We start from the raw sequence: 22,059 nt of genomic DNA on the forward strand, positions 1-22,059 counted from the left end.
GCTGAAGAAAGCAGCAAGAGCAAAAATATCGCTGCAAGGGTAACCCTCTGCAGCGATATTTTCATGAAAAAACGTTTTTATTTACCTATGCGAGCCGTCTTTATAGTGAGCGATCACCTTTTGAGACAGCCCCATTCTTATTTTGGGAGGTGCATTAGGACAATGGTATCGGTAATGAAATTCCATGCAGACATTGTTGTTGAAACAAAAAAACTTACTCATGAAGAATGGCTAATACATCGCCGGAACGGCATCGGCGGTTCTGACCTCGCCGCCATTTGTGGCATATCGAAGTGGAGATCACCTATTCATGTGTATCTAGAGAAGCTTGGGGAAGCACCAGAGGAGCAATTCTCCGAAGCAGCTGAGTGGGGAACTAGGCTTGAGCCCCTCATTGCAAGTAAGTTTGCTGACGAGCATTCTGAATGGGCTATCACCGAGAATAAGGTTATTTATTGTCATCCTGATCATCGTTGGGCAACAGGAAATCTTGACCGCATGATTATTTGCCCCGATCGTGGTCGGGGTATCCTCGAGATAAAAACTGCGAGCGAATTCCTACGCCAAGATTGGGACAATGGTAATATCCCAGACTACTATTATGTCCAGCTCCAATGGTATATGTTTGTCACCGGTTTAGACTGGGGCTACTTTGCTACGCTCATTGGCGGCAATAAGTATCGTGAATATGAAGTCATACGTGATGAAGAACTCATAAATCAGCTTCTAAGACTGGCCAGTGACTTCTGGCATCATAATGTAGTCGTAGGTAAACGTCCTCCGGTAGACAGTTCTGAAGCTTGTGCGAGGCTGCTTGATAGGCTTTATCCCCATGCTCAGAGCAGTAGTACCATCATTCCAATAGAAGAGATTGCACAAATCGAATCGTATTTCGAAAGTAAGCATCAACTCAAAATGTTGGAGGAAACCATCTCAGAAATTAAAAATCAGCTTAAATCCATTTTGGGCAATCATGAAATTGGAATCGCAGGAGACTACAAAGTGAAATGGGAAAACCGCAGTCGATCTGGTGTGGATAGCAAAAAACTCAAGGAGTTACATCCTTTAGTTTACGAGGACTGTATTAAACAAACGAATTTTAGACAATTCAGTATTAAGAAGGAGGTAGTCCATAATGGGCAATGAAGCCACAAGCTTGTTCGAACGGTTAAATGCTCCATTTCTTTACTCTGACTATCAGTACGATAGCTTCGGTGATCGTTGCTACATTTCTGGCCAATGTGTTACAGAGCGATTGAACGAGGTGCTAGGAGTCGGATATTGGAAGTATGAAGGATTGTACGAGACCGAGAAAATTATACAGGAGCCAAACGCAAAGAATCCTCGTGTGAAGATGTATGTTCGATTTAGCCTCTATAATAATGAATTGAAAGATTGGATTACTTTCGTTGATGTTGGAAGTGAACAAGTGAAACCAGGTATGAACGAAGGAGATGCAACGAAGAGTGCAATCACCGATGGCATGAAGAAATGTGCGAGCCGAATCGGTGTTGGGAGCGACCTGTATAAGGGAATGATTACTTGGGATAAGCAAAAGCAAATGATCGTTGTTCCGGCGAGCTATAGCACTTACTATCAACAGATGGGCTGGCCCAATGCTCAATCCGCCGTGCCTGACGTCAGTACTAGCACTCCCCCATCCACTTCAAAAGCTATTAAAGCTTCTCTAACCAACAAGCTAAAGCAGAAAAATACTACCGCGCAATCCGCACTCAAACAATTATGGCAGGAGCTAGCTACAAACTTAGATGGCTTTGATGAATGGGTACAGAAGAAGCAAGCGGAGAAGATGTCCGATCAGCAATGCTGCAAATCTTGCAGAAACGACTATCGGGAAAAAGCGGAAATGCAAGCGCATAAGAAATCGAAGCTCCCCCACCTTAGCGTTATGGTTGGGGGAGTTTCACTAAGGATAAACATTTCACTTTGAAGACGCCATTTAAGAAGCTGCAAGATCAAAAATTGTAAATATATATTATACTCCTGACGCTATGCTAGATAGCGGTCTTCCGGAAGGACGGAACATAGTCTTCAGGATCATAAAATTCCATAGAATTCTTGAGAATTACATAGCCATTCCTTATTCTCAGAGGATACTGAGTAATGTAACTTAAATTGAAATAACGAAGTATAACGTTTCATAATGAAACAATACTGTAAATAAATGCATATTGGTGGTGACACACAGTGTATGATGATTATAATGAAATTATCACAGTTGGACAATTAGCTGAGCTCCTGCAAATCGGCATGAACACAGCATATAAACTGATAAACTCAGGAGAAATTGAATCATTTCGAATTCATAATGTCCATCGCATTCAACGAAGTGCAGTGACGGATTATATTATTAGGAAGAGCACTAGCTGCAACCGAGTTAAAGGAGAATCCTAAAGAATGTTATATATAAATTCCACTTCACAAGAAACTATGAAAACAATAGTCGATACTTATAAATTACCGGTCGAAGCCCCTGCTGAAATCTCTAATATTTCAGCATTAGCCACGTTTGTATTTGAAAGTTGTGTACATCTAATCCCACTTGATATTAGAGATTTTTTTAATGTCAGTAGCGAAAATTCCATTTTTAAATCAGAGCTAACCCTGCATATAATAATTAATGCATATATGGCTCACCTTATTGAAACAGAAGGGAATATTATTCGAACCGGGTCTTTATTTTCGCGGGTATTCGATTTTTTTGGTCTTGCCTTAATTAAAGAAAAGCCGGTTAACAATCTATTCGGAGATAAGAATATTCCTCGAGTTGCAAAAGAGCACTTCAAAAAACTTGCTGGTCATTGGATGCTCCCATCCTCAGATGATTCCCATGCTATCCCTGCATTCGCAACTCCATTGATTGCATTTCAAGCGGTTCATGGAGATTCTCATAAAGTCATTAGCGACTATACGGATAGTCAGCATAGATGGAACTACATGAAGCAGAATAAAGATATAGGTGAAAACTTACATCTACATTTCTACGACAATTTCAAATATTTATTAGATCATTTTCCGAACATCGACAAAATTGAACGCTTGTTTGAGGGAAACCGATTGAGTTATCATCCAACCCTGAACAAGATTTTATTTGAACGAGATTATTACTTAGGGCTTGCAAGTAAAATAGAAATGCTGACAATGCATTATTCCGATCACGCCAAAAATCAATATTATCAATATTTGAGCAAAGTCGCGCTACTTCCAAACATAAATGGTAGATTATATTATTTAACCTCTATACTCACTGGAAGTCATGACCCCTATATCAAAAACGATCATAATATAGAAATACTGACCGAAGACGAGCATTTAATAAGAATTAAAAAAATAAGCTCATCACTTATAGGCATGGCAGTGATAACAATCCCAGTTATGGAAGTCTATTTTCTTTACTTATTGAAGCAGAAAAACCTCTCTTTCAAAGATCACACAATGAGAAATGTCATGGAGGAGTACGGTCGAAATAAGTTTATCGATGAGAGAGTCAAGCCACTGATCATTCCTGGTGTCAAAACAAATATACTTGGCGCAAGAATGAGTGGTGAGTGGGAGCTTGCAGAACTCCCCTATGAAGGGATTCGTGACATATTAAATTTACTCAATAAAGTTTCTGTTCTACATAAAACTACTTTAAGTAATATTTTCATGCAGCCATATCAATACCTAGATAATAATGGATATGATAAATATGATCAGATGGTATTAAGTGATTGTCAGATGGTCGATGCAATCTCAGGTGTGATCGAAGTTAACCATTTTAAATAAGCAGTTCTTTAAATGGAGTTGAATACTCCGGAACAAATTGAGCCATCGTTCTGGTAAGAGAGAGCCACGTCTCCGGCGTTTTTGATCTACGCCTCCGGTAAAGAGAGCCACCCAATTTCTTGAGTGGCTCTCTGTCTTTTTTGTTAAACTATCGTCCCCATTACATTAAGTACATCTCTTAAAACTTTTTTTCTCAAATATAGCTTGTTTTCATTCCTATCAGCGATAACATAGTGTTATTACAAAAACTTAAAAGTCTCAGATGAAATTCCATTTGCTCTCAAGTCACTATAAAGATACCGAACGCAAACATCCTCAACTATTTTTTCTTTGCTATCATTCCACTCATTCGGAAGAGAAATTGGTGCATCCACATTCCAAGATATTATATATCCAGGAACTGATGAATCATCCCAAGACACAATAATATTTACGATCGCATTTGCAAGCTCAACATCATCATTACCTTCTCCAAACCGGTTTACTATAATCTCATAATTATATGAAAAACGATAAGTATCATTTTTTTTCAATGAACGGATATAATCGTCTTCATTTTCATAGCCATTAACCATTAATTTCCCCTCCCAATATAATATAAATATCAATTTGCAAAAAAAGCATTTTTTGTAATTATGGAGTTTTTATGGTAGTGCTGCAAGTATTACTTTGTGTCTATAGAACATAATTAAAACTTTGTGATATGAAACTCCCCAAATCAAATATATAATTATAAAAAAGCTTTCCTAAGTTTGAAGTGCACTCCGTCAAGTAGACAGTACAAAAAATAAAAGTCAATTAAGCGGCCTTCGTCCTGAATTCCATGGGACTGAGGCCGTTTAGTTTTTTCTGTAAACGTTCGTAATTGTAAAGGTGAATGTAGTCATCAATGTCACCTTGTAGTTGCTCAAAGGTTTTATAGGTGTGCAAATAATACTTCTCGCACTTCAACGTTCCCCAGAAGGACTTCATGGATTCGTTATCAACAATGCAACGTCCAACGCGAGACATGCTTTGCTTCAAGTCAGACTCGTCCAGCATCCCTTTAAATCGAAGGGATGTATCTACTCTAGAAATTCTTCTGAAGTTAAACTGCCCCGTTACTTCTACTCGTATATGGCGGCTCCCACCACCGGACATGCGGCTCAATTTTTCCGGACAGGTGGCTCACTACTCACCGGAATGATGGCTCTTTCATACCGAAATATTCAGGAGTTGCCTCTCAATGAGAGGCAACTCCATTTTTTAACCAATAATTATATCATAAATAAAACATGAAAACTAGACGCATTCCCAGAAAAACTAAATTATTTCTCGGAAGTTTCAAGTACTTCTTCTGAAGTATGATCATTCACAGAGGCGCCTCACAACAAATCCTCACAAGGAGAGAGAACGAATGATCACAAAAACATTGCTTAGTAATATGTCTGAAAAAGAAAGTAAGCTGGCCTATCAGCAGATCAAAAAGAAAAAGGATATCCAACTCTTGGCTAGTAATGGAGTAGAATCTGGAGTCTTCATCGATGATACGGCACTCCACCCATTTAATTTAATTATTGGCTTCGCAAGTAATCTGGGTAAAACTTGCACTGGCGTATTTGGTGAAAAGAACTTTTCATTCCCTTCAGATACCCATCCCATTCTAACAAGATTATGGATAGACTGCAGGGAGCAAACAGACATTAAATTTCATATTAATAGCAGCGGTCAGTATTACGGGCTTTCAAACGATGATGAGGAACAACTTGACGAAAAACTACTAATTGTTCTGCTTCATTGCTCTGATTTTATCCAACTGTCTTTATATGATGGGCGATTACCGGTCAGAAAGGTAAGTCATCTATTCACCACTTCAAATCAAGCAATCGAAAAAATAAACACCATTGGACTCAGTATGTTAAATCAGCAGTTTCCAGGGTTATCAGAATATCTGTGTCAGTTGGAAGGTGAAGAGAATGATGACCAATAAAGAAAAATCCATCAATCAAAGAGATATCACCGATGATGGTGATGCTTATCTGGAGGCACTTAAAGAACTAAATATTGGAAGAGTGGCCAGCGCGAGACTAGAAACAATGAATACAGAATTAATTAGCGATGACTATGATCAATCTGAATACGGAACCTTGAGAGGATCATACGCTGAATCACATACCGAAAATATTGAAGAGATTGATATCGCCCCTGCTGCACAGGGGCGGTTAAATCAAGAGTACTATGAGAAACACAACGAGTCGATTGATGAACCTGTTATTCAAATGAGCAACCAACCTTCAAAATCGATTGGCAGCGACTTTCAACCGGAAGAAAATCATTCAGAGTCAAGGATACCATTTGATGTGCAAGTAAAAATGGCCTTCCTAGAAAAAAGAACAGTACGTTGTTGTGGTTCAAGTGTCTTTCTCTATAAAGATGATTTTGGGTACTTTGAAGAACAAAACGAAACCAGCCTTCATATAGCGATACGTGAAAGCATTAGTAGCGACATGGATTTGAAACTGACTAAACATAAGATAGCCGATGTTGTTCATCGCATCGTAAGTAGCCCAGAACTTCAAGTCGATTACGAGGAATTTAATAGTCAAGTTCACTTGATCAACTTTAGAAACGGCGTTTTTGACATCAATACCAGATCCAGCCTCCGCCATAATCCAGCTTATTTGTTTACTAGCTTTATCGATGCTGAATACGGGGATCACCCTTCCCGTATTCGGGTTTATCGGACGTATTCAAATGGGCGTTCAGCAAATCAAGGCTATTATTTCATGAAATTTTTAGAAGACTGTACAGAGGGTGATCCACTCAAGATTAAGTCTCTACAACAGTTAACCGGCTACATCATCAGCAATGAATGGCGGGCTAAGAAATTCTTTGTGTTAATAGGTCTGCCCCATACCGGAAAGAGCGTATGGTTAGCACTGTGGCGTTCATTAATTGGTTCAAAACATACTACTGCCATGTCTCTTAAGCAATTAGGGGAAACTCGGTTCATGACTGCCGAGCTATTTAAATCAAAATTAAATATAAGTGCAGAGATGGATGAGAATGGGTCAATAAAAGCTACTGATGTTATTAAGACAATAACCGGGGGCGATCTACTCACAGCGGAAAAGAAAGGAAAAGACCCCTTTCAATTTTATGGTAAAACAAAACTTGTGGCGGCAGGCAATCATATGCCATTACTAAATAAGCTCGATGGAACTTCAGCTTTCACTGATCGAATCTTATTTTTAATGTTCAACAACACCATCCCTGAAGAGAAGAGAGATAAGTCTCTAATGGATAAGCTGATGAATGAGAAAACGTACATCGTAGAATGGGCAATAGAAGGCTTGCTCGAACTGATGGAGGATAACCTGATCTTCACAGAGAGTGAGGAAGCAACTGCATTTAAGCAACGCTATATCAATGAGTTAAATAACGTTTCAGAATTTGTCAGAGACCGTTGTCATGTCGATTTAGTTAATGATGAATGTAAGGTTCATCGCAAAGCATTATATCCAACCTATAAGCATTATTGTCGTGAAAATGGATTTAAAGCACTCAGTAAGCAAGAGTTTTTCATTGAGATCTTAAAGATAAATGTAAAATCAGCAAAATTTAGAATAGATAAATCCACACCATTACAAGGGTTCCGCGGCATTCGGCTCTTGACTAACGAAGAACTAAAATTGCTAAAAGAATAGTCAGTTTTATTGGCTACGTTGGCTACATTTGATATAGAGCCTTGATTTCACAAGGTTTATAGAGGATCTTCTGTAGATTCAGACAGCTACAGTAAGGCTACAACAGGCTACGACGACAAGTCACATAAATCAAATATATATTATCTTATTGAATAATCCAATTGAAGGAGCTTGATATAACATGGATACCTCAATAAATACAACAGTGACACCTGATAATAAGAATTCCCATAAACGAATTCGTAACACTCTGACATTTGCAGAAGCATGGGACGAGGTATTTGAACGAGCCCTTTCAAAGGACAAGCTATACTCCGAATGCAGAGCCGGACGCATTCCACACCTGAAAATCGGCTCTAAGTTAATTTTCAGACGTGATACTTTGGAAGGTTGGATTCGTGAGCAGGAAGCTGCAAATTTCAAAGTCAGGTAATGACTAATCTTACATGACATCAACTTTATCGGTCCCTTGTGTGCCCCACAAGGGACCGTACTATTTCAGGGAAACGGAGGATAAGTTCAATGGCAAGTATTGAAAAGCGTGGGGTGAACTCATGGCGGTTAGTTGTCGAAGCTGGGTATGATGCTACGGGTAAACGGTTGAAACGGTATAAATCGATTAAGATTGACGATCCAGCACTACTGAAGACAACAAAACGCTTGAAGGATTATCTAAACGATGAATTAGTAAAGTTTAAGATCGAAGTAGAAGCAGGTGAGTATATTGCACCAGAAAAGATGACTTTTGAAGTTTTTGTTCAAGAGTGGGAATCCAAATACGCTCGAAAGCATTTGGCAGAAAAAACATTATATACGTACCAATCTAACTTGAAAACTAGAATATTACCAACCTTTGGCCATTTAAAGTTGGATCAAATCAAAACCATCCACATTGTAAGCTTCCTAGACTCTTTAACCAAAGATGGTGCACGTAAGGGCTATCGAGAAGGGAATTTATCTACAGGTTCGATTGAGATTAATCACCGAGTACTAAAAAATATTTTTTCGAGAGCTGTCGAGTGGAAATTGCTCAAACAAAACCCAGTTTCGGGTGTAAAAAAGCCTGTTGTAAAGTACAAAGAAATTATCCCTTACGATGAGTCTGAGGTTCAACTAATGCTGCAAGCCTTACAAAATGAACCCATTCATTGGCGGACTATGGTGACTCTTGCTCTAACTACTGGTCTTCGCCGCGGTGAGCTGCTTGGCCTTGAGTGGCATCATGTCGATTGGGAAGCCGGAATACTTAGTGTAACCCAGAGCGTTTCGTTGTCCCCTGCTGGTATCGCCCATGTAAAGGAGCCTAAGACAAAATCTTCAAAACGTAAGGTAGCTCTTCCAACATCAATGCTTGATGAATTGAAGGAGTACTACAACTTTAAACTTCAGGAACGTGAAAACATCGGTGAACTATGGAATGGCGGCATGTATAATTTCGTCTTTTGTCATCCCGACGGTAAAGCGTTTCACCAGGAAAGACCCTATTTATGGTTCCGAGAATTTCTCAAGAAAAACAACCTTAGATACATTAAATTCCATACCCTGAGACATACGAGTGCCACACTCTTGATCAATCAAGGAGTTCATGCAAAAATCATCTCAGAGCGACTGGGCCATGGTAATATTCAAGTAACTATGAACACCTACGGATTTGCTCTCCGTTCAGCTGATAAGGCTGCAGCTGAAAAATTCGACTTCATACTAAGACGCAACATAGGAGATTCTTAACATACATTCTCATCTCCCCATAGATGGCGCATTAAAACAGCAAGGTCAAATCTTCATTGATTTGACCTTGCTGTTATTGTTAATGAAGCATTCTGCCACCTTTTAAATTGATTGCATCCTTGACCACTTGTCTTAGAATGGTTAAGTATTCATGTGATGAAAGCGTGGCTGCTTCTCCAGGGATCGGAGCGGCTATTTCAAAAATACTCTCCATGTGCTTAATTCTTTCGACAGTGGAGCCCCTTCCAGCAAGATTAAAGGCTTCATTCCAAGGTGTTTGACGCTCTGCCCATAACCGCTCTGTGGCTAGATTAATAAGTTTCGAATGAATCTCCCTTGCGATTCTGTCAACAGCTTCTTTTTTCTCTTCATCAGCAGTATTACCTGGCACCCAGCGAACAGGCTGGTTTAAGTACATTCTAATATGATCCATTAAACGATCTTTTAACTCAGGAATAGGTCGAAGATTATCATATTCAAGATTATCGTAATTAAGCGCAAGCCTGCGGGATATTGCTTTTAATCGTGCCCAATGTTGAACCGGTTCATTTGAAATGCTTATCCTCCCAAACCTTCCTTTCCAAATATCATGAAATCTCCTCGTTGCATTTTGCACAGCTATAATCAAATTTGCTTCATCGTAATAAGGAATAGCATCGCTTACCTTCTCAACAAAAATACTTGTTTCCAATGCCGCAACTAAGTTTTTCAGTTGCTCGAGTGTATTTTTGTCCTTTTCTTCAACATTTTGATCTAAGCATCCCATATAATACGAACGCTCAGGAAGCATCAGATCCAAATTAACTGCAACTTCATTGCCTAAAGTCTCCCGAATTCGTGTAACAACTTGATTAAGAGAAGCACTTACATGATTCACTCGACTTTTCCTAGTTGGCAAGTTATCACCTTTCAACTCGTCAAGATGAGTAAAGCATATTCGCAACTTAGAAATGTGTCCACTAGATGCAAGTTCTTTTAAGACCGCCTGTGATGCCGCTTGCATTGGCTGTTTTGAACTATCAACAAGCAGAATCGCATCACTAGTTTCAAACTTTTTGGATGTTTGGGATGGCAGGCTACTTGCTGACGTTACTGTATGGCCGATGCCCTGCCCATCGATCAATACTAACCTTGGCACAACAGTATATCCAGTAGGTATGAATGGGCCTTTAACTCTTATTCCTTGAACGAGTGGAGTAAGTAATTTTCCAAAATGAGGTGCATAATTACTCGAGAGGCTTCTCACATTCTGAATAAACTCACTTCTATCATTGGTTCTAAAGCTCCATCTTATCGGCCATTGCTCGCCATCGAATTCTAGGTGTCCTTCTTTCAACAACTTAAATCTTTCCGTCATCTCATCCAGCATATCATCAACTAATCTATGAAACTCTCTCTTTTGTCTAAGCTCCTCATCCATAATCTCTTCAAATGCCGTTTTATCCTCCGCACCTAGCGAATCAGGATTAAGATTAAACTCTTTCACCAATTGATTTTTTACCTTCTCACTTACCAAGGCTAACTCATTTACTTGCGATAGAAACCCCTTAATCACTAACTGAAACTTAGCATTTTCTTCTTTAGTCACTCGACCTTTAAATAAATCCTGATCTTCATCCTCATCTACTTCATCTTCATCATCTAAATCTATTGTAGGGTCACCTAGTACATAGAAAAAGCGAAATCTTTGTTCGCTATGCTCTAGTAATCGCATTGTAACTATATCATTGTCCAATCCGTTAATTTTCGCCAACACCGCCGCCATAACACAATCTTCAAGATGTAATCGAATTTCTCTAAGCTCGAAAAATGTTACTATTGTCTCGAAGTAACCCTGAGAACAAATTACCTCTATATCGGATACAGTTGTTTTATTGGGCGAAGTCGACGGGAACCGTTCCTTCTTTGGATCAGTGCCGATTAACTGCCTTAGAAGTGTCGTTTTCCCAGCCCCTGTTGTGCCAACTAAGAGGACCTTAGCATATCCTTGTTCTGCTCCAGGTAGCGGTAATGCAGCTTCCCTCAAGCTAAAATAGTCTGTATTTCTGGGCTCTAACGTGTCATAAAAAGCATCAACAATTTTTACATCATATTTTAGAAGCGCAAATTGCCTGGCACTTAGGTCCCAAAGTGTTTTATCAGAAAGAATTTCATTCATCTGCTCAACCAAACGTTGTGCTTCATTCTCGTCAGTGGTGCCAAGTCCCCTCCTAACTCTAAGACCAGCTTTTCCTGACGAATCCTTACGTACTGGATGTCTAAATACAATAGAATACGATTGCCTCCCGGCACCAAGCACTTTGCTTGCTTTGTAGCCCATAGTCAGTACCTCCTCATTTTTTGTTGTTCCACAGAGTATTTTGTTGTGTTCCATTGTATGTAATTATGCACCACCAACATATAACTGTCAATTATTTCATTGGATTTTTATGGTTCTACTCATTTGATTAATAAACTGAAATAGGGACGTGCTTATCGCACGTCCCCGTTTCGTCCCCCACTAGTATATTGACTTACTCAGAACCCTTATAAATCAACACACAAACACTCTCGATATGTGTCGTATGCGGGAACATTTGCACTCCGCGGATCCGCCACCTCGCTGATTTCCTTGCAAATGCTCAGCATCTCGGTAATGCTTCAAAATAGCTAAATCCACACTCAAAAACACCCCCAAAAGTCCTCCCCCGCATCTCACGACACGGAAGCTACCCCTTAAAGGTGTTTTCTAATTTCTAATTTTCTATTTCCTATAACACAGTCCTCAAACTCCAAAGCTCCGGGAAATACCGCTGACTAACAACATGCTTCAAGTAATCAACGCCTGAAGAACCGCCGGTTCCATGCTTGAAGCCGATGACCCGCTCCACCGTTCCCATATGGTTGAAGCGCCACTGCTGCTGGCGGCTGTCGATATCGACGAGCTTCTCGGCGAGCTCGTACAGATCCCAATATTGCTCGACGTCGCGGTACACGGTTAGCCAAGCTTCCTTGACGCTCTCGTTCTCCGCATAAGGCTGCGACCAGTCACACTGCAGGCAGTCTGCATCGACGGTGAGGCCTCGTGCCGCAAGCGCGCCAATCGCCGCATCGTAGATGCTCGGCTCATTCATCGCATCGCTCATCTGCTTGTGCAGCTCCGGTTGATGCTCATAGACGGCAAGCACGCTTGGCTTCTTCAGACCCAGCATGAACTCGATCATCCGGTTCTGATAGGACTGGAAGCCGGAGGAGCTGCCGAGCTTATGACGGAATTGCATGTATTCCGCTGGCGTCAACGTAGATAATACGTCCCAAGATTGGATCAGCTGCTGCTGAATTCTGGATACTCGTGCGAGCATCTTGAACGCAGGCTCCAGATTATTTTGCTGGATACTTGCTCGGGCTGCGCTTAGCTCATGCAGGATCAGCTTCATCCACAGCTCGCTGGCTTGGTGGATGATGATGAACAGCATTTCATCATGATGATCAGATAGTCTGTGCTGGCTGGATAGAATCTGATCTAAGTGAAGATAGTCACCGTATGACATCGATTTCGAGAAGTCGGAAACGAGATTTTCTTTGTTTTGCGGCGTATCGGCCATCTGTTCATAAGCTCCTTTTCTATGGTGTGTGTGATCGAAGTACAGCTCGTACAGGGCTGCCGTCCGCTTCTGTAAGCGGGAGTGGCAGCGCGATTAATTCGTAATCCCCAGGGGAGACATGGTCGAGATTGAGCCCTTCCAGGATATGAATGTCATGGGCATGCAGGCCGTGATGGGCCGCAAGCTCCTTGCTGTCCAGCGGATCAACCGAAGGAACATCTACTCCGATCAGCCGGATGCCTCTAGCATGCAGGAACGGTCCAAGATCCGCTCTCAAATACGTAATGTCGGGCGGAAATTCATCTGGATTAGTCCAAGAGCTCGTGCGCAGCAGCAGACGGGTTACCCCTTCGAGCTCATACGCTGCCAGATCCTCCGCACCGATACTCGAGCGGCCGGATACTTCAATCAAGCGCGCCGGCCCTGCATATAGCTCCAGATCCAAATCCATTACCTTACGCCCATCATTATCGAAGTGAAACGGCGAATCGATATGCGTGCCCGTATGAATGCTCATCGTCAGCCTGCCAACGTTCACCGATCCGCTCTGCTCCTTGGACCAGCTTACTTCATAGGAGAATGGCGTGTCTCCCGGCCAAGTTGGCGTCCCGTTAGCAAGAGGACGAGAAATATCGATTAAGGTCATCCAGATTCTCCTTCCTCCATCTTATGCGACGACATCCCGCATATTGGCGAACTTCTCGTATTGCTTTTCCGCCATGACGGTTTTCAGCCGCTGCACGGTTTCCCATACGTCGCTATAGCTGGTATACAGCGGAACAGGCGCGAGTCGAATAATGTTCGGAGCGCGGAAATCCGGCACGATATGCTGCAGCTCCTTAAGCGCTTTGCAGATTCTCGCAGCTTCCGCATGCTCGAGACTCACATGTCCGCCTCTGCGTTCGTCCTCGGTAGGATTGCCAAGCGTGAAGCCCATATCGCTCAGTTCGTGCTCAATCAATTGCATCATATAACGCGTGATATGCAGCGACTTCTGACGCAGCTTCTCCATTGTCGCTTCGGCGAATAGCTCCAGCGAGCCAATAAGCGGCGCCATGCTGAGGATGTTAGGCGTTCCAATCTGAAACGCTCCCGCCGTGTCCGCTTGATGGAACTGATGCTCCATATCGAACTGCTTCTCTTTATGAGAACCGAACCATCCCGTTAAGCCTGGGGTTGTGCCATGATGCTTGCGATTAACATACAGGCTGGCTGTCCCTCCCGGTCCGCTGTTCAAATATTTATAATTGCACCAGAAGGCAAAATCGACATCCCATTCGCTGAATGAATGCGGAATAGACCCGACCGAATGACAGCCGTCGAAGCCAATCAGAATACCGCGCGCATGAGCTTCAGCCGTTAGACGCTTCATATCCAGCAACTGCCCGCTCCGGTACAGCACCGCAGGGAGCACAATAAGCGCAACTTCGTCCGTCATTGCAGCGATGATGTCTTCTTCTTGGAGAAAACGTCCATCGCGGCTGGCCACTCGAATGAGATGCTCATCCGGATCGTAGCCGTGCAGCTTCAGCTGGCTTTGCAGCGCATAGATATCGGAAGGGAAATTCAGCTCGTCGGCCAAAATTTTTGTGCGAGTACCTTGGGGCTTATAGAAGGTCGCTACCAGCTGATGTAGATTCACGGTTGTGGAGCCCGTTACGATCACTTCATCAGCAGATGCTCCAACAAGCGGCGCGCTCATGGCGGCCAGCTTTTCCGCGAGATAGAACCACGGATGCTGACCCTGCGTCCAGCCGTCGATGCCTTGGTGTTTCCAAGCACCAAGAACGTCCATTATGGATTGCTCCGCGCGCTTCGAGAGCAGGCCCAGCGAGTTGCCGTCCATATAAATGGAGTTCGGATTGATGTAAAATTCATCCCGATATGAGGCAAGCTCATCATGTTCATCGAGCTGCCGGGCATATTCCTTGGAATATGGATCTAAGTCTTGTTGTTCTTGAACCATCATGTGCCTCCTTACTCCTATTGAATGTGAATTCATCATTGACTTGATTATCTTAACGTAGAGCTTTCGGGAGCGTCAAACGTTCCGGCAGGCCAGATGCGAATTATTAAATTCCTTGAATAAAACTTGAAATCATCCTCTTTAAAAAACGCAGAGCTATCCAGCCCAAAATAAAAAGTGGTACAATTTGGACGATTGTTCGAAAGAGCAATTGGACTTATAAATTTATTCATAAGGGAGCTGCATCGATGAAAATTGGTTTTCTCATTATCGATATGCAAACCGTGCATCTGGAGGGAATGGATAAGAAAGCAATCGATAGAGCGTGCGAGTACATAAATTATGTCTCAGACAAGCTTCGCTCAAAAGGTCAGATGGTTGTTCACATTCAGGATATTGAAGGCATTTCCGAGAGCAATAAAGACGTATATCAAACCATAGCAAGTATTGATCGAGAAGAGACGGACGTTGTTGTAACAAAAGAGTTCTCGAACGCATTTTGGAACACAGAGCTGGAGCAAGTGTTAAAGGACCAAGGAATTGAGCTCTTAATCCTTGCCGGTACGGCAGCCGAGCATTGCGTCTTGTTTACGTATAACGGAGCGGTGGAACGAGGCTTTAGACCCGTCATCTTGCAAAACGGGATACTGAGTTCGAATAGTGATGCCGTAACATCCTTGTATCGAGACAGAAACGTCGTATCTTACCCGGTAGTCCCTTATTTAATCCATGAATAGAAAGAGGCTGTCCCAGAAGCCGCGGCGACTGTGGGACAGCCTTTTTTTAGTATGTTGGATTCGCTCCAATGAAATCTAAAGACTTGGTGCACACGTAAAAGCTACGTTGGATTGGCTCCAATAGGTGACTCTCGGAAGAAGCAACTATCGACCAAATGAGCCGATTACCCTGTATGGAATCCAACGTAGATTGAGTTATTTGAGCAAAACGCCCCATTATGCTGTATGAAATCCAACGTAGCTGCAGCTTGATCGACTCTAGCTCTAGCTCCAGATCTGGCTATAGCTATGGCTATAGCTATGGCTATGGACTCTAGCTAAGGCTAAAGCTCTAGCTCTAAGCTCCAGCTCTAAGCTCCAGCTCTGGCTATAGCTATGGCTATGGACTCTAGCTGAGGCTAAAGCTCTGGCTCTGGCTCTGGCTCCAGCTCTGGCTCCAGCTCTGCCTGCCACTCAGTTCCAGCCACGAGCACGCATGCGCTGCGCCGACATAGCGGCGCCAGGTCTGCAGCTTAGCGAGCCTCTTTCAAGACGGCCTCTTTCTGTCCATCTACTCATGGACAGCCGCAGGCCGCTCCTTCGCCTTATCCGACTCGATCGCGTTGCGAGTCGCAGCCTCCCGATCCTGGCTGAGCTCCTCGATCGACTTCGTCTTCAGGCGCGCAGCGCCTTGGTAGTTCTCGCGCGTTGGCAGCAGGTTGCCGCTTGCCAGCCGCTCCTCCGCAGCAGCAATCGCGTCCTTATACTGCGGAAGCCACTTCGCTTGCGCGACGAGCATCTCATCGGCCATCTGCCAAATTTCCTTCGGATTACATACCGCGCCAACAAGCGGGTCCATCATCATCGCTTGGCGGAGCAGCTTGTCGTCGCCGTGAACGGCGGCTTCTACGGCCATGCGCTGGACGGAGATGCTGACGTTGCAGACGGCTGCGGGGCCAAGCGGCAGATCGCCGACAACCGGCATGTTGATGCCGTTGCGGTCGACATAACCCGGCGCTTCAATGATGGCATCGTCCGGCAGGTTGGTGATCACGCCGTTGTTCACGACGTTGAAGTGACCGCGGTAGACTCGGCCAGTCTCGAGGCCTTCAATAATGTAGGAACCATGCTCTTCGCCGCGGTTCTCCGCCGTATACTTGAATGGCTCTGCCTTCATCCAGTTCGGGAAGTCGGTCTCGAACCAGTTGCGGCCTTCGGTACAGACGCGCAGGTAACCGCCAGTCTCGCCGTTAATCCATACGCCAAGGTCAATCCAGTCCTTGATCTCGTCCGCACGCTTGCGGTACCAAGGCACGTATTCGCTGAGGTGTCCGTTGGATTCGGTGGAGTAGTAGCCGAAGCGGCGCAGCATGTCGATGCGGACCTTCTCGGTCTGGGCGAATTCCGGAACCGACTCGAATGCTTCCAAGAGATCCCCCGTACGATCTACGCCATCCGTCTTCACGGAGATATACCACGTCTGATGGTTAATGCCCGCGCAGATGATATCGACGTCCTTCTTCTCGCGGCCCAGCGCACGAGCGATTTGGTGATGTCCGCCTTGTACGCCATGGCAGAGACCGATGGTACGTACACCGCCGTACTTGTTGCATGCCCAAGTCAGCATCGCCATTGGGTTCGCATAGTTGAGTAGCAGCGCATTAGGCTCCGCAACCTCGCGAATGTCCTTGCAGATGTTCAGCATCTCGGCGATGCCGCGCTGGCCGTACATGATGCCGCCCGCGCAGAGGGTATCGCCGACGCACTGGTCGACGCCGTATTTTAACGGAATGTCTATATCGTACTGGAATGCTTCCAGACCGCCGATCCGAACCACACAGAAGACGTAACGCGCATCCTTAAGCGCCTCTCTGCGGTTCGTAGTAGCCTGAATCTCGATGGACAAGCCATTCTCGTTGATGTCTCTTTGCACAAGCTGGGTCACCATGTCGAGGTTATGCTCGTTGATGTCTGTAAAAGCAACCTGGATATCCTTAAACTCCGGCACCGCGAGCAAATCTCTCATCAAACCGCGCGTGAAGCCTATACTTCCCGCGCCTACGAATGCTACTTTAAAACTCACAAAAAACGCCTCCTCTTCGCCTATCAGGGTTTTGTTATTCATTACCCTTATTCTAGCAGGCGGAAAAAGAAGGCGTTTCCAAATTCGCAACGGGTTGCGTTAGATCTTGTCAACTATTTCAACTTCATAGTCGGTCCAGCTTGTAATTGACTTCTTCGAATTGCGATATTCGGCTGGCGATGCTCCGGTCATTTTCTTGAACAGCATGCTGAAATATTGGCGGCTGTTCAGCCCGATATGATCCGCGATCTCGATGATCGGCACGTCCGTGCGGGCGAGCAGCATTTTCGCTTTATCCATTCTCAAATCTACCAGATACTCATTAATGGTCTTGTTCATATTCGCTTTGAAAATACGCTGCAGATACACGGGATGCAGATTAACCGCCGCCGCAATATCCTTGGCTTGAATAGCGGTATCGTAATACTGGTGGATATATTCCGTCGCGTGCCGCACGTAATGATGAATTTGGCGCTCCGCGCTATTTTTCGATTCAACGGCAACCAGCCGGGCAACACGAACGAGCAGCTGGGACATGAGCAGATTCGTCATCATCTCGCGGCCCCGTTCAGGATCCTCACCGCCCAGATCCAGCTCAAAGACCAGATTTCTCAGGTTCACCTGAATGTCTTCATAGTCTCTTAGCACAATCGTATCCAGCCGCTGCTCCAGGAGCTTCGCAAACATCGGGTTATGGTTGGCAAGCTGGTTCATCGACGGATAAATGCCCTCGCAGGGCTGAAAGCCAAACTCCACGTTCAGCATCCGGCATGGACTGCCGCTCTCGACGATCAGCCTATGCGGCACCTCGGCATCCAGCATAATGAGATCGCCTTTGCGCATCGCAATGACATCCTTGTCCGTCTCCACGGTGCAGTTCCCGGAGATGACATACATGAATTCGGTCCAGTCATGCTGATGAAAGCCCATATGGAAGTCTTCCCACTGCTTGTAGTAGTACGCTATCACCTTCGGGCGGAAATCCCCGGACTCCCGCCAATTCGCATCATAAAAGCTGTTCGCGCTCATGGTTTTCCCACCTTTGCAACCGATATAGCCTCTATGGTCAGCATATACCTGCCGGAAAGGAAGGTCAACGCTTCTTGCAATCCTCAGCCCTATGCTTCCGGATACAGAACAAAATACCTCGTCCCAAACTTCACGGTATAATGCTCGGTTGTAATGCCATGCAGCTTCAGGCGTTCCTTCAGCTTCCTATAATAACTGTCTAATCTGCCCCTATCCTTCTTGTTCCCCGGCTCCAGCTCCAGATTATATCTAGCCTTAAATATCTTCTGGGAGGTACAGGTTAACCCTTCCGTGATCATCGTGAATAACACGCGAATATCGTCGGCGGACAGCCTCATAGCCTCGCCCTTCGCAAGCGATTCCCCTTTGCTCAAGTCCAAATAGATATCGTAATTCACCGGCCGGTGCTGATTATACACCTGCGTGAGCTGCTTCTTCGTCTTGGCTTCCTTCCGCACGCTGATGTCCGAATGTATGTAAGTCAGGACTTCCTCCAGCTCTGCCTCTGGATCCCCGTCTTCTTCAAGGGCTTCACGCAGCAGCTTCTGTGCGATCTCGCATTCCTCTTCCGTCAAATTCATCTCTCTAGCTTCCTCCTGCCCCACTTCAAACTGCCTCTTACTTTGCAAAAAAAGCCTCTGCCTTGTCCCGGTGTTCATCCGTAATATGCGAGCTTATAGCCTTGTAAGCGACGAATATCGCGGTCGCATCATCCCCATAGCCGACAAGAGGGAAAATATCCGGAACAAGATCGATAGGCAGAATCCAGTACGCTAGCGCGCCAATCGCCGTTACTTTTACCTTGGTCGGGGTATTCGGGTCCATAGCGCAGTAGTACATGGCAACCGCTTCCTTGGAGAAAGGCACCTTGGACGCATATTTTCTAACCTTGGACCAGAAGCCGTTATTGACGTACTTCAATTGCTCCTCATGGTCCCCGATCTTGGAGGTCCAGGAGTCCGTATCCACTTCCTCCTCTTGCGCATCCGTTCGGGCCGATTCTACGGTAGTTGCAATCTCCTCATCCGAAAAGGTTGCCGGGATCACATCATCCTGCGCAAGGCTCTCCTGGCAAGCCCCGCATTTCGCGTGCCTAAGCTTCTGCGCTTCTACTTCGTTTTTCTGTCCGCAGTTTGGACATTCAATCACAATGACAGACATCGCTATCCCTCCATTCATTCGATTCCATCTATTCGTTTACGTTAGAATATGATTGGACAACAACAAATACCCTCTTATCATCATTAAACAAAAAAGCCATTCTTTAGACAATTAACTTTTGTTAACTTTCTGCATAAAGCTCCCCTCCCTTGGGCGACAATAGCCTTTGGGTGCTGAACCGGTGCCCGACTACCAACACGTATAGGGGGAATATCCGTATGGCAAAGCCGGACAATCGGTCGGATAACGCAGAACATCTGCAGGAGCACATTGCGAATACGCAGCAGAACATCAATGAGACTGAGCAATATTTGAACGAGTTCAGCTCGGAGATTAGCAGTTCGCAGCAAAACGAGCTTAAAGAAAAGAACGAGCGCCGCAGAGAAAGTGTTGCAGAGTTCGAAGAAGAACTAGACGACGAAGAAGCTTAACGGAGCAAAGATGACTTCTGATTATGTCAGGAGTCATCTTTTTTCATATTCGCAACCTATGCTATACTGTCGCTAACTACTCAGATATTCGCATCGACAAAGGAGCAGGTTGGATGAATTTTGAACAATGGATTGCACCCGAGCAATATAGTATAAGCTCCGAGATCGAGCGTCATCAGTCGGATAAAATCGCGCTGCAGCTGCTGGATGATCAGGGCCAGACGACAAGAATTACATATAATGAGCTGCTGAAGCAGGTGAACCAGCTTGCCGGCGGCTTGAACGAGCTTGGTCTGACAAAAGGCGACCGCGTCCTCGTGATGGTGCCCCGAACGATCGAAGCGTACATGATCTATATCGCATGCCTCAAGCTGGGACTTGTGATTATTCCGTCCTCCGAGATGCTTCGGGCCAAGGATCTGTCCTATCGCCTGAATCATTCGGAAGCGCGCGCGGTTATCGCATGGGCGGAAGGTACCGCGGAGGTAGACCATATTACGGAAGAGCTGCCTTCGCTGCAGTTCCGGATTGACGCGAGCGGCGGTCAAGCTGGCGGCTGGATCTCAATCCGCACCTTAATGGATGGTCAACCGGAAGAACGCGCGGCCGCTCCAACCCACCGCGACGATATGGCGATTCTTGCGTATACGTCGGGGACAACCGGCAATCCAAAGGGCGTCGTTCACAGCCACGGCTGGGGTTATGCGCATCTGCGCATCACATCCGCATGGCTTGGCATTCAAAGCTCGGATCTGGTCTGGGCAACTGCCGCGCCGGGCTGGCAAAAGTGGATCTGGACTCCGTTCTTATCCGTTCTTGGCAGCGGCGCAACCGGCTTTATCTATAACGGCTCGTTCAGCGCTGAGCGGTATCTGGAGCTTATCCAAGAGAACCAGATTCAGGTGCTGTGCTGCACGCCAACGGAATACCGCATTATGGCCAAGACCGATGGCTTATCCCAATACGATTTGTCCTCGATCCGCAGCGCGGTATCGGCTGGAGAGCCCCTCAACCGGGCAGTGATCAAGCAGTTCGAGGATCTCTTCTCCTTCATCATACGAGACGGCTATGGCCAGACGGAAAATACCCTCCTGATCGGCAATCTGAAGGATTCCCCGATCAAGATTGGCTCCATGGGCAAGTCCATTGCTCCGGGACTAGTCGAGATTATTGATGAGGAAGGCCGCCCGCAGCCCATGGGTGAAGTTGGCAGCATCGCCGTTCATGCCGACATGCCCGCCTTGTTCAAGTCGTATTACAAGGATCCCGGGCGCAAAGGCGCCAATATCGTTGGCTCCTACTTCATTACCGGCGACCGGGCGAGCCGGGACGAGGAAGGTTATCTGTGGTTCGAAGGCCGCGGAGACGATATTATTATCAGCTCCGGCTATACGATTGGACCGTTTGAGGTGGAAGAAGCGCTGCTTCGCCATCCATCCGTCAAGGAATGCGCGGCTGTCGCAAGTCCGGACGAAATCCGCGGACATGTCGTTAAAGCCTTTATCGTGCTTAGGGATGGTGTAGCAGGGACGCAAGAGCTCGTGAAAGAGCTGCAGGATCATGTCAAATCCGTAACGGCGCCGTACAAGTATCCGCGTAAAATCGAATTCATCAGCGAGCTGCCGAAAACCAACTCCGGCAAAATCCGCCGGATCGAGCTTCGCCAGCGCGAGGCGCATCTGAACTCCTAGTAGAATGATTTGTCTTAGGAGTAGCAAGGACTAGCAGTTGTGCGGACTACGTTGGATTTCCTCCAATTAAGCGGTCCTTCTTACGCTGATTCGCATGTTTACGTTGGATTTTATACAACAAAATGCACATCGTTTATTCTGGTACTTGCCGAATAGTGTACGAATGATGGATGAAATCCAATGTAGGGGTATGCA

The 22,059-nt window shown here is 45.2% G+C and carries 21 protein-coding genes; 11 read left to right on the forward strand and 10 right to left on the reverse strand.

The genetic code is table 11. From position 1 onward, the window contains the following. The 4 genes from M3194_RS29825 to M3194_RS29840 form a co-directional block, all read left to right on the forward strand. On the forward strand, positions 1-1,146 hold a 1,146-nt coding region (locus M3194_RS29825; RefSeq protein ID WP_251657760.1), incomplete at its 5' end, for a YqaJ viral recombinase family nuclease. Then, positions 1,136-1,951 carry a Rad52/Rad22 family DNA repair protein gene (locus M3194_RS29830; protein WP_251657761.1) on the forward strand — a complete coding sequence of 272 codons (816 nt, stop codon included), beginning with the start codon at positions 1,136-1,138 and terminating at the stop codon, positions 1,949-1,951. The genes M3194_RS29825 and M3194_RS29830, both read left to right, overlap by 11 nt. Before the next feature lie 257 nt (positions 1,952-2,208). Beyond that, positions 2,209-2,415, forward strand: coding sequence for a helix-turn-helix domain-containing protein (locus M3194_RS29835; protein WP_311292452.1), 207 nt, complete (start codon positions 2,209-2,211; stop codon positions 2,413-2,415). Positions 2,416-2,418: 3 nt separating this feature from the next. Continuing rightward, complete coding sequence (locus M3194_RS29840) at positions 2,419-3,789, forward strand: hypothetical protein (protein ID WP_251657762.1); 1,371 nt, start codon at positions 2,419-2,421, stop codon at positions 3,787-3,789. A gap of 239 nt (positions 3,790-4,028) precedes the next feature. Here M3194_RS29840 and M3194_RS29845 read toward each other — a convergent pair whose 3' ends face one another. Both M3194_RS29845 and M3194_RS31750 read right to left on the reverse strand, forming a co-directional pair. Continuing rightward, positions 4,029-4,364, reverse strand: coding sequence for a hypothetical protein (locus M3194_RS29845; RefSeq protein WP_251657763.1), 336 nt, complete (start codon positions 4,362-4,364; stop codon positions 4,029-4,031). A gap of 223 nt (positions 4,365-4,587) precedes the next feature. Beyond that, positions 4,588-4,929, reverse strand: coding sequence for an IS3 family transposase (locus M3194_RS31750; protein WP_397334394.1), 342 nt, complete (start codon positions 4,927-4,929; stop codon positions 4,588-4,590). A 256-nt stretch (positions 4,930-5,185) separates the two neighbouring features. On the opposite strand from M3194_RS31750, the gene M3194_RS29850 reads away from it, so the two are divergent. The 4 genes from M3194_RS29850 (at position 5,186) to M3194_RS29865 (ending at position 9,203) form a co-directional block, all read left to right on the forward strand. Continuing rightward, positions 5,186-5,758, forward strand: a complete 573-nt coding sequence (locus M3194_RS29850; protein ID WP_251657764.1) for a hypothetical protein — start codon at positions 5,186-5,188, stop codon at positions 5,756-5,758. Continuing rightward, positions 5,745-7,475 carry a DNA primase family protein gene (locus tag M3194_RS29855; RefSeq protein ID WP_251657765.1) on the forward strand — a complete coding sequence of 577 codons (1,731 nt, stop codon included), beginning with the start codon at positions 5,745-5,747 and terminating at the stop codon, positions 7,473-7,475. Before M3194_RS29850 ends, M3194_RS29855 begins: the two co-directional genes overlap by 14 nt. Before the next feature lie 181 nt (positions 7,476-7,656). After that, positions 7,657-7,908, forward strand: coding sequence for a helix-turn-helix domain-containing protein (locus M3194_RS29860; protein WP_251657766.1), 252 nt, complete (start codon positions 7,657-7,659; stop codon positions 7,906-7,908). An 89-nt stretch (positions 7,909-7,997) separates the two neighbouring features. Beyond that, the gene (locus tag M3194_RS29865) at positions 7,998-9,203 is read left to right on the forward strand and encodes a site-specific integrase (RefSeq protein ID WP_251657767.1); all 1,206 of its coding nucleotides are present in this window, start codon (positions 7,998-8,000) and stop codon (positions 9,201-9,203) included. A 79-nt stretch (positions 9,204-9,282) separates the two neighbouring features. On the opposite strand, the gene M3194_RS29870 is transcribed toward M3194_RS29865, so the two are convergent. From M3194_RS29870 to kynU, 4 genes are all read right to left on the reverse strand, one after another. Then, positions 9,283-11,523, reverse strand: a complete 2,241-nt coding sequence (locus M3194_RS29870; protein WP_251657768.1) for a CpaF/VirB11 family protein — start codon at positions 11,521-11,523, stop codon at positions 9,283-9,285. A gap of 430 nt (positions 11,524-11,953) precedes the next feature. Continuing rightward, the gene (gene kynA / locus M3194_RS29875) at positions 11,954-12,787 is read right to left on the reverse strand and encodes a tryptophan 2,3-dioxygenase (RefSeq protein ID WP_251657769.1); all 834 of its coding nucleotides are present in this window, start codon (positions 12,785-12,787) and stop codon (positions 11,954-11,956) included. 19 nt (positions 12,788-12,806) lie between these two features. Beyond that, positions 12,807-13,433, reverse strand: a complete 627-nt coding sequence (gene kynB / locus M3194_RS29880; protein WP_251657770.1) for an arylformamidase — start codon at positions 13,431-13,433, stop codon at positions 12,807-12,809. Positions 13,434-13,454: 21 nt separating this feature from the next. Beyond that, entirely contained in the window at positions 13,455-14,756 is a 1,302-nt protein-coding gene (kynU, locus tag M3194_RS29885; RefSeq protein WP_251657771.1) for a kynureninase, read from the reverse strand. A gap of 245 nt (positions 14,757-15,001) precedes the next feature. Here kynU and M3194_RS29890 point away from each other — a divergent pair, with 245 nt between their 5' ends. Then, on the forward strand, positions 15,002-15,490 hold the full coding sequence (locus M3194_RS29890) for a cysteine hydrolase family protein (RefSeq protein WP_251657772.1): 489 nt from the start codon (positions 15,002-15,004) through the stop codon (positions 15,488-15,490). 550 nt (positions 15,491-16,040) lie between these two features. On the opposite strand, the gene melA is transcribed toward M3194_RS29890, so the two are convergent. The 4 genes from melA to M3194_RS29910 form a co-directional block, all read right to left on the reverse strand. Next, positions 16,041-17,552 carry an alpha-glucosidase/alpha-galactosidase gene (gene melA / locus M3194_RS29895; RefSeq protein WP_251657773.1) on the reverse strand — a complete coding sequence of 504 codons (1,512 nt, stop codon included), beginning with the start codon at positions 17,550-17,552 and terminating at the stop codon, positions 16,041-16,043. Between the two features lie 99 nt (positions 17,553-17,651). Beyond that, positions 17,652-18,581 (reverse strand): AraC family transcriptional regulator, encoded by a 930-nt coding sequence (locus M3194_RS29900; protein ID WP_251657774.1) that lies wholly within the window; start codon positions 18,579-18,581, stop codon positions 17,652-17,654. Between the two features lie 89 nt (positions 18,582-18,670). Beyond that, positions 18,671-19,162 carry a hypothetical protein gene (locus tag M3194_RS29905; RefSeq protein WP_251657775.1) on the reverse strand — a complete coding sequence of 164 codons (492 nt, stop codon included), beginning with the start codon at positions 19,160-19,162 and terminating at the stop codon, positions 18,671-18,673. Positions 19,163-19,199: 37 nt separating this feature from the next. After that, complete coding sequence (locus M3194_RS29910) at positions 19,200-19,742, reverse strand: DUF1232 domain-containing protein (protein ID WP_251657776.1); 543 nt, start codon at positions 19,740-19,742, stop codon at positions 19,200-19,202. 218 nt (positions 19,743-19,960) lie between these two features. On the opposite strand from M3194_RS29910, the gene tlp reads away from it, so the two are divergent. Together tlp and M3194_RS29920 are read left to right on the forward strand one after the other, a co-directional pair. Then, the gene (tlp, locus tag M3194_RS29915) at positions 19,961-20,173 is read left to right on the forward strand and encodes a small acid-soluble spore protein Tlp (protein ID WP_251657777.1); all 213 of its coding nucleotides are present in this window, start codon (positions 19,961-19,963) and stop codon (positions 20,171-20,173) included. Positions 20,174-20,286: 113 nt separating this feature from the next. Next, the gene (locus M3194_RS29920) at positions 20,287-21,864 is read left to right on the forward strand and encodes an acyl-CoA synthetase (RefSeq protein WP_251657778.1); all 1,578 of its coding nucleotides are present in this window, start codon (positions 20,287-20,289) and stop codon (positions 21,862-21,864) included. The last annotated feature ends 195 nt before the right edge of the window (positions 21,865-22,059 follow it).

Source organism: Paenibacillus glycanilyticus (genome assembly GCF_023715145.1).
Taxonomy (GTDB): domain Bacteria; phylum Bacillota; class Bacilli; order Paenibacillales; family Paenibacillaceae; genus Pristimantibacillus; species Pristimantibacillus glycanilyticus_A.

Excerpts from the sequence above, each read along its gene's own strand:
- kynU (WP_251657771.1), bottom strand. The coding sequence starts at position 14,756 with ATGATGGTTCAAGAACAACAAGACTTAGATCCATATTCCAAGGAATAT.
- M3194_RS29845 (WP_251657763.1), bottom strand. The coding sequence starts at position 4,364 with ATGGTTAATGGCTATGAAAATGAAGACGATTATATCCGTTCATTGAAA.
- M3194_RS29910 (WP_251657776.1), bottom strand. The coding sequence starts at position 19,742 with ATGTCTGTCATTGTGATTGAATGTCCAAACTGCGGACAGAAAAACGAA.
- M3194_RS29850 (WP_251657764.1), top strand. The coding sequence starts at position 5,186 with ATGATCACAAAAACATTGCTTAGTAATATGTCTGAAAAAGAAAGTAAG.
- M3194_RS29890 (WP_251657772.1), top strand. The coding sequence starts at position 15,002 with ATGAAAATTGGTTTTCTCATTATCGATATGCAAACCGTGCATCTGGAG.
- M3194_RS29840 (WP_251657762.1), top strand. The coding sequence starts at position 2,419 with ATGTTATATATAAATTCCACTTCACAAGAAACTATGAAAACAATAGTC.
- M3194_RS29855 (WP_251657765.1), top strand. The coding sequence starts at position 5,745 with ATGATGACCAATAAAGAAAAATCCATCAATCAAAGAGATATCACCGAT.
- M3194_RS29905 (WP_251657775.1), bottom strand. The coding sequence starts at position 19,162 with ATGAATTTGACGGAAGAGGAATGCGAGATCGCACAGAAGCTGCTGCGT.
- kynA (WP_251657769.1), bottom strand. The coding sequence starts at position 12,787 with ATGGCCGATACGCCGCAAAACAAAGAAAATCTCGTTTCCGACTTCTCG.
- M3194_RS29900 (WP_251657774.1), bottom strand. The coding sequence starts at position 18,581 with ATGAGCGCGAACAGCTTTTATGATGCGAATTGGCGGGAGTCCGGGGAT.
- M3194_RS29920 (WP_251657778.1), top strand. The coding sequence starts at position 20,287 with ATGAATTTTGAACAATGGATTGCACCCGAGCAATATAGTATAAGCTCC.
- tlp (WP_251657777.1), top strand. The coding sequence starts at position 19,961 with ATGGCAAAGCCGGACAATCGGTCGGATAACGCAGAACATCTGCAGGAG.
- M3194_RS31750 (WP_397334394.1), bottom strand. The coding sequence starts at position 4,929 with ATGTCCGGTGGTGGGAGCCGCCATATACGAGTAGAAGTAACGGGGCAG.
- M3194_RS29830 (WP_251657761.1), top strand. The coding sequence starts at position 1,136 with ATGGGCAATGAAGCCACAAGCTTGTTCGAACGGTTAAATGCTCCATTT.
- kynB (WP_251657770.1), bottom strand. The coding sequence starts at position 13,433 with ATGACCTTAATCGATATTTCTCGTCCTCTTGCTAACGGGACGCCAACT.
- M3194_RS29870 (WP_251657768.1), bottom strand. The coding sequence starts at position 11,523 with ATGGGCTACAAAGCAAGCAAAGTGCTTGGTGCCGGGAGGCAATCGTAT.
- M3194_RS29865 (WP_251657767.1), top strand. The coding sequence starts at position 7,998 with ATGGCAAGTATTGAAAAGCGTGGGGTGAACTCATGGCGGTTAGTTGTC.
- M3194_RS29860 (WP_251657766.1), top strand. The coding sequence starts at position 7,657 with ATGGATACCTCAATAAATACAACAGTGACACCTGATAATAAGAATTCC.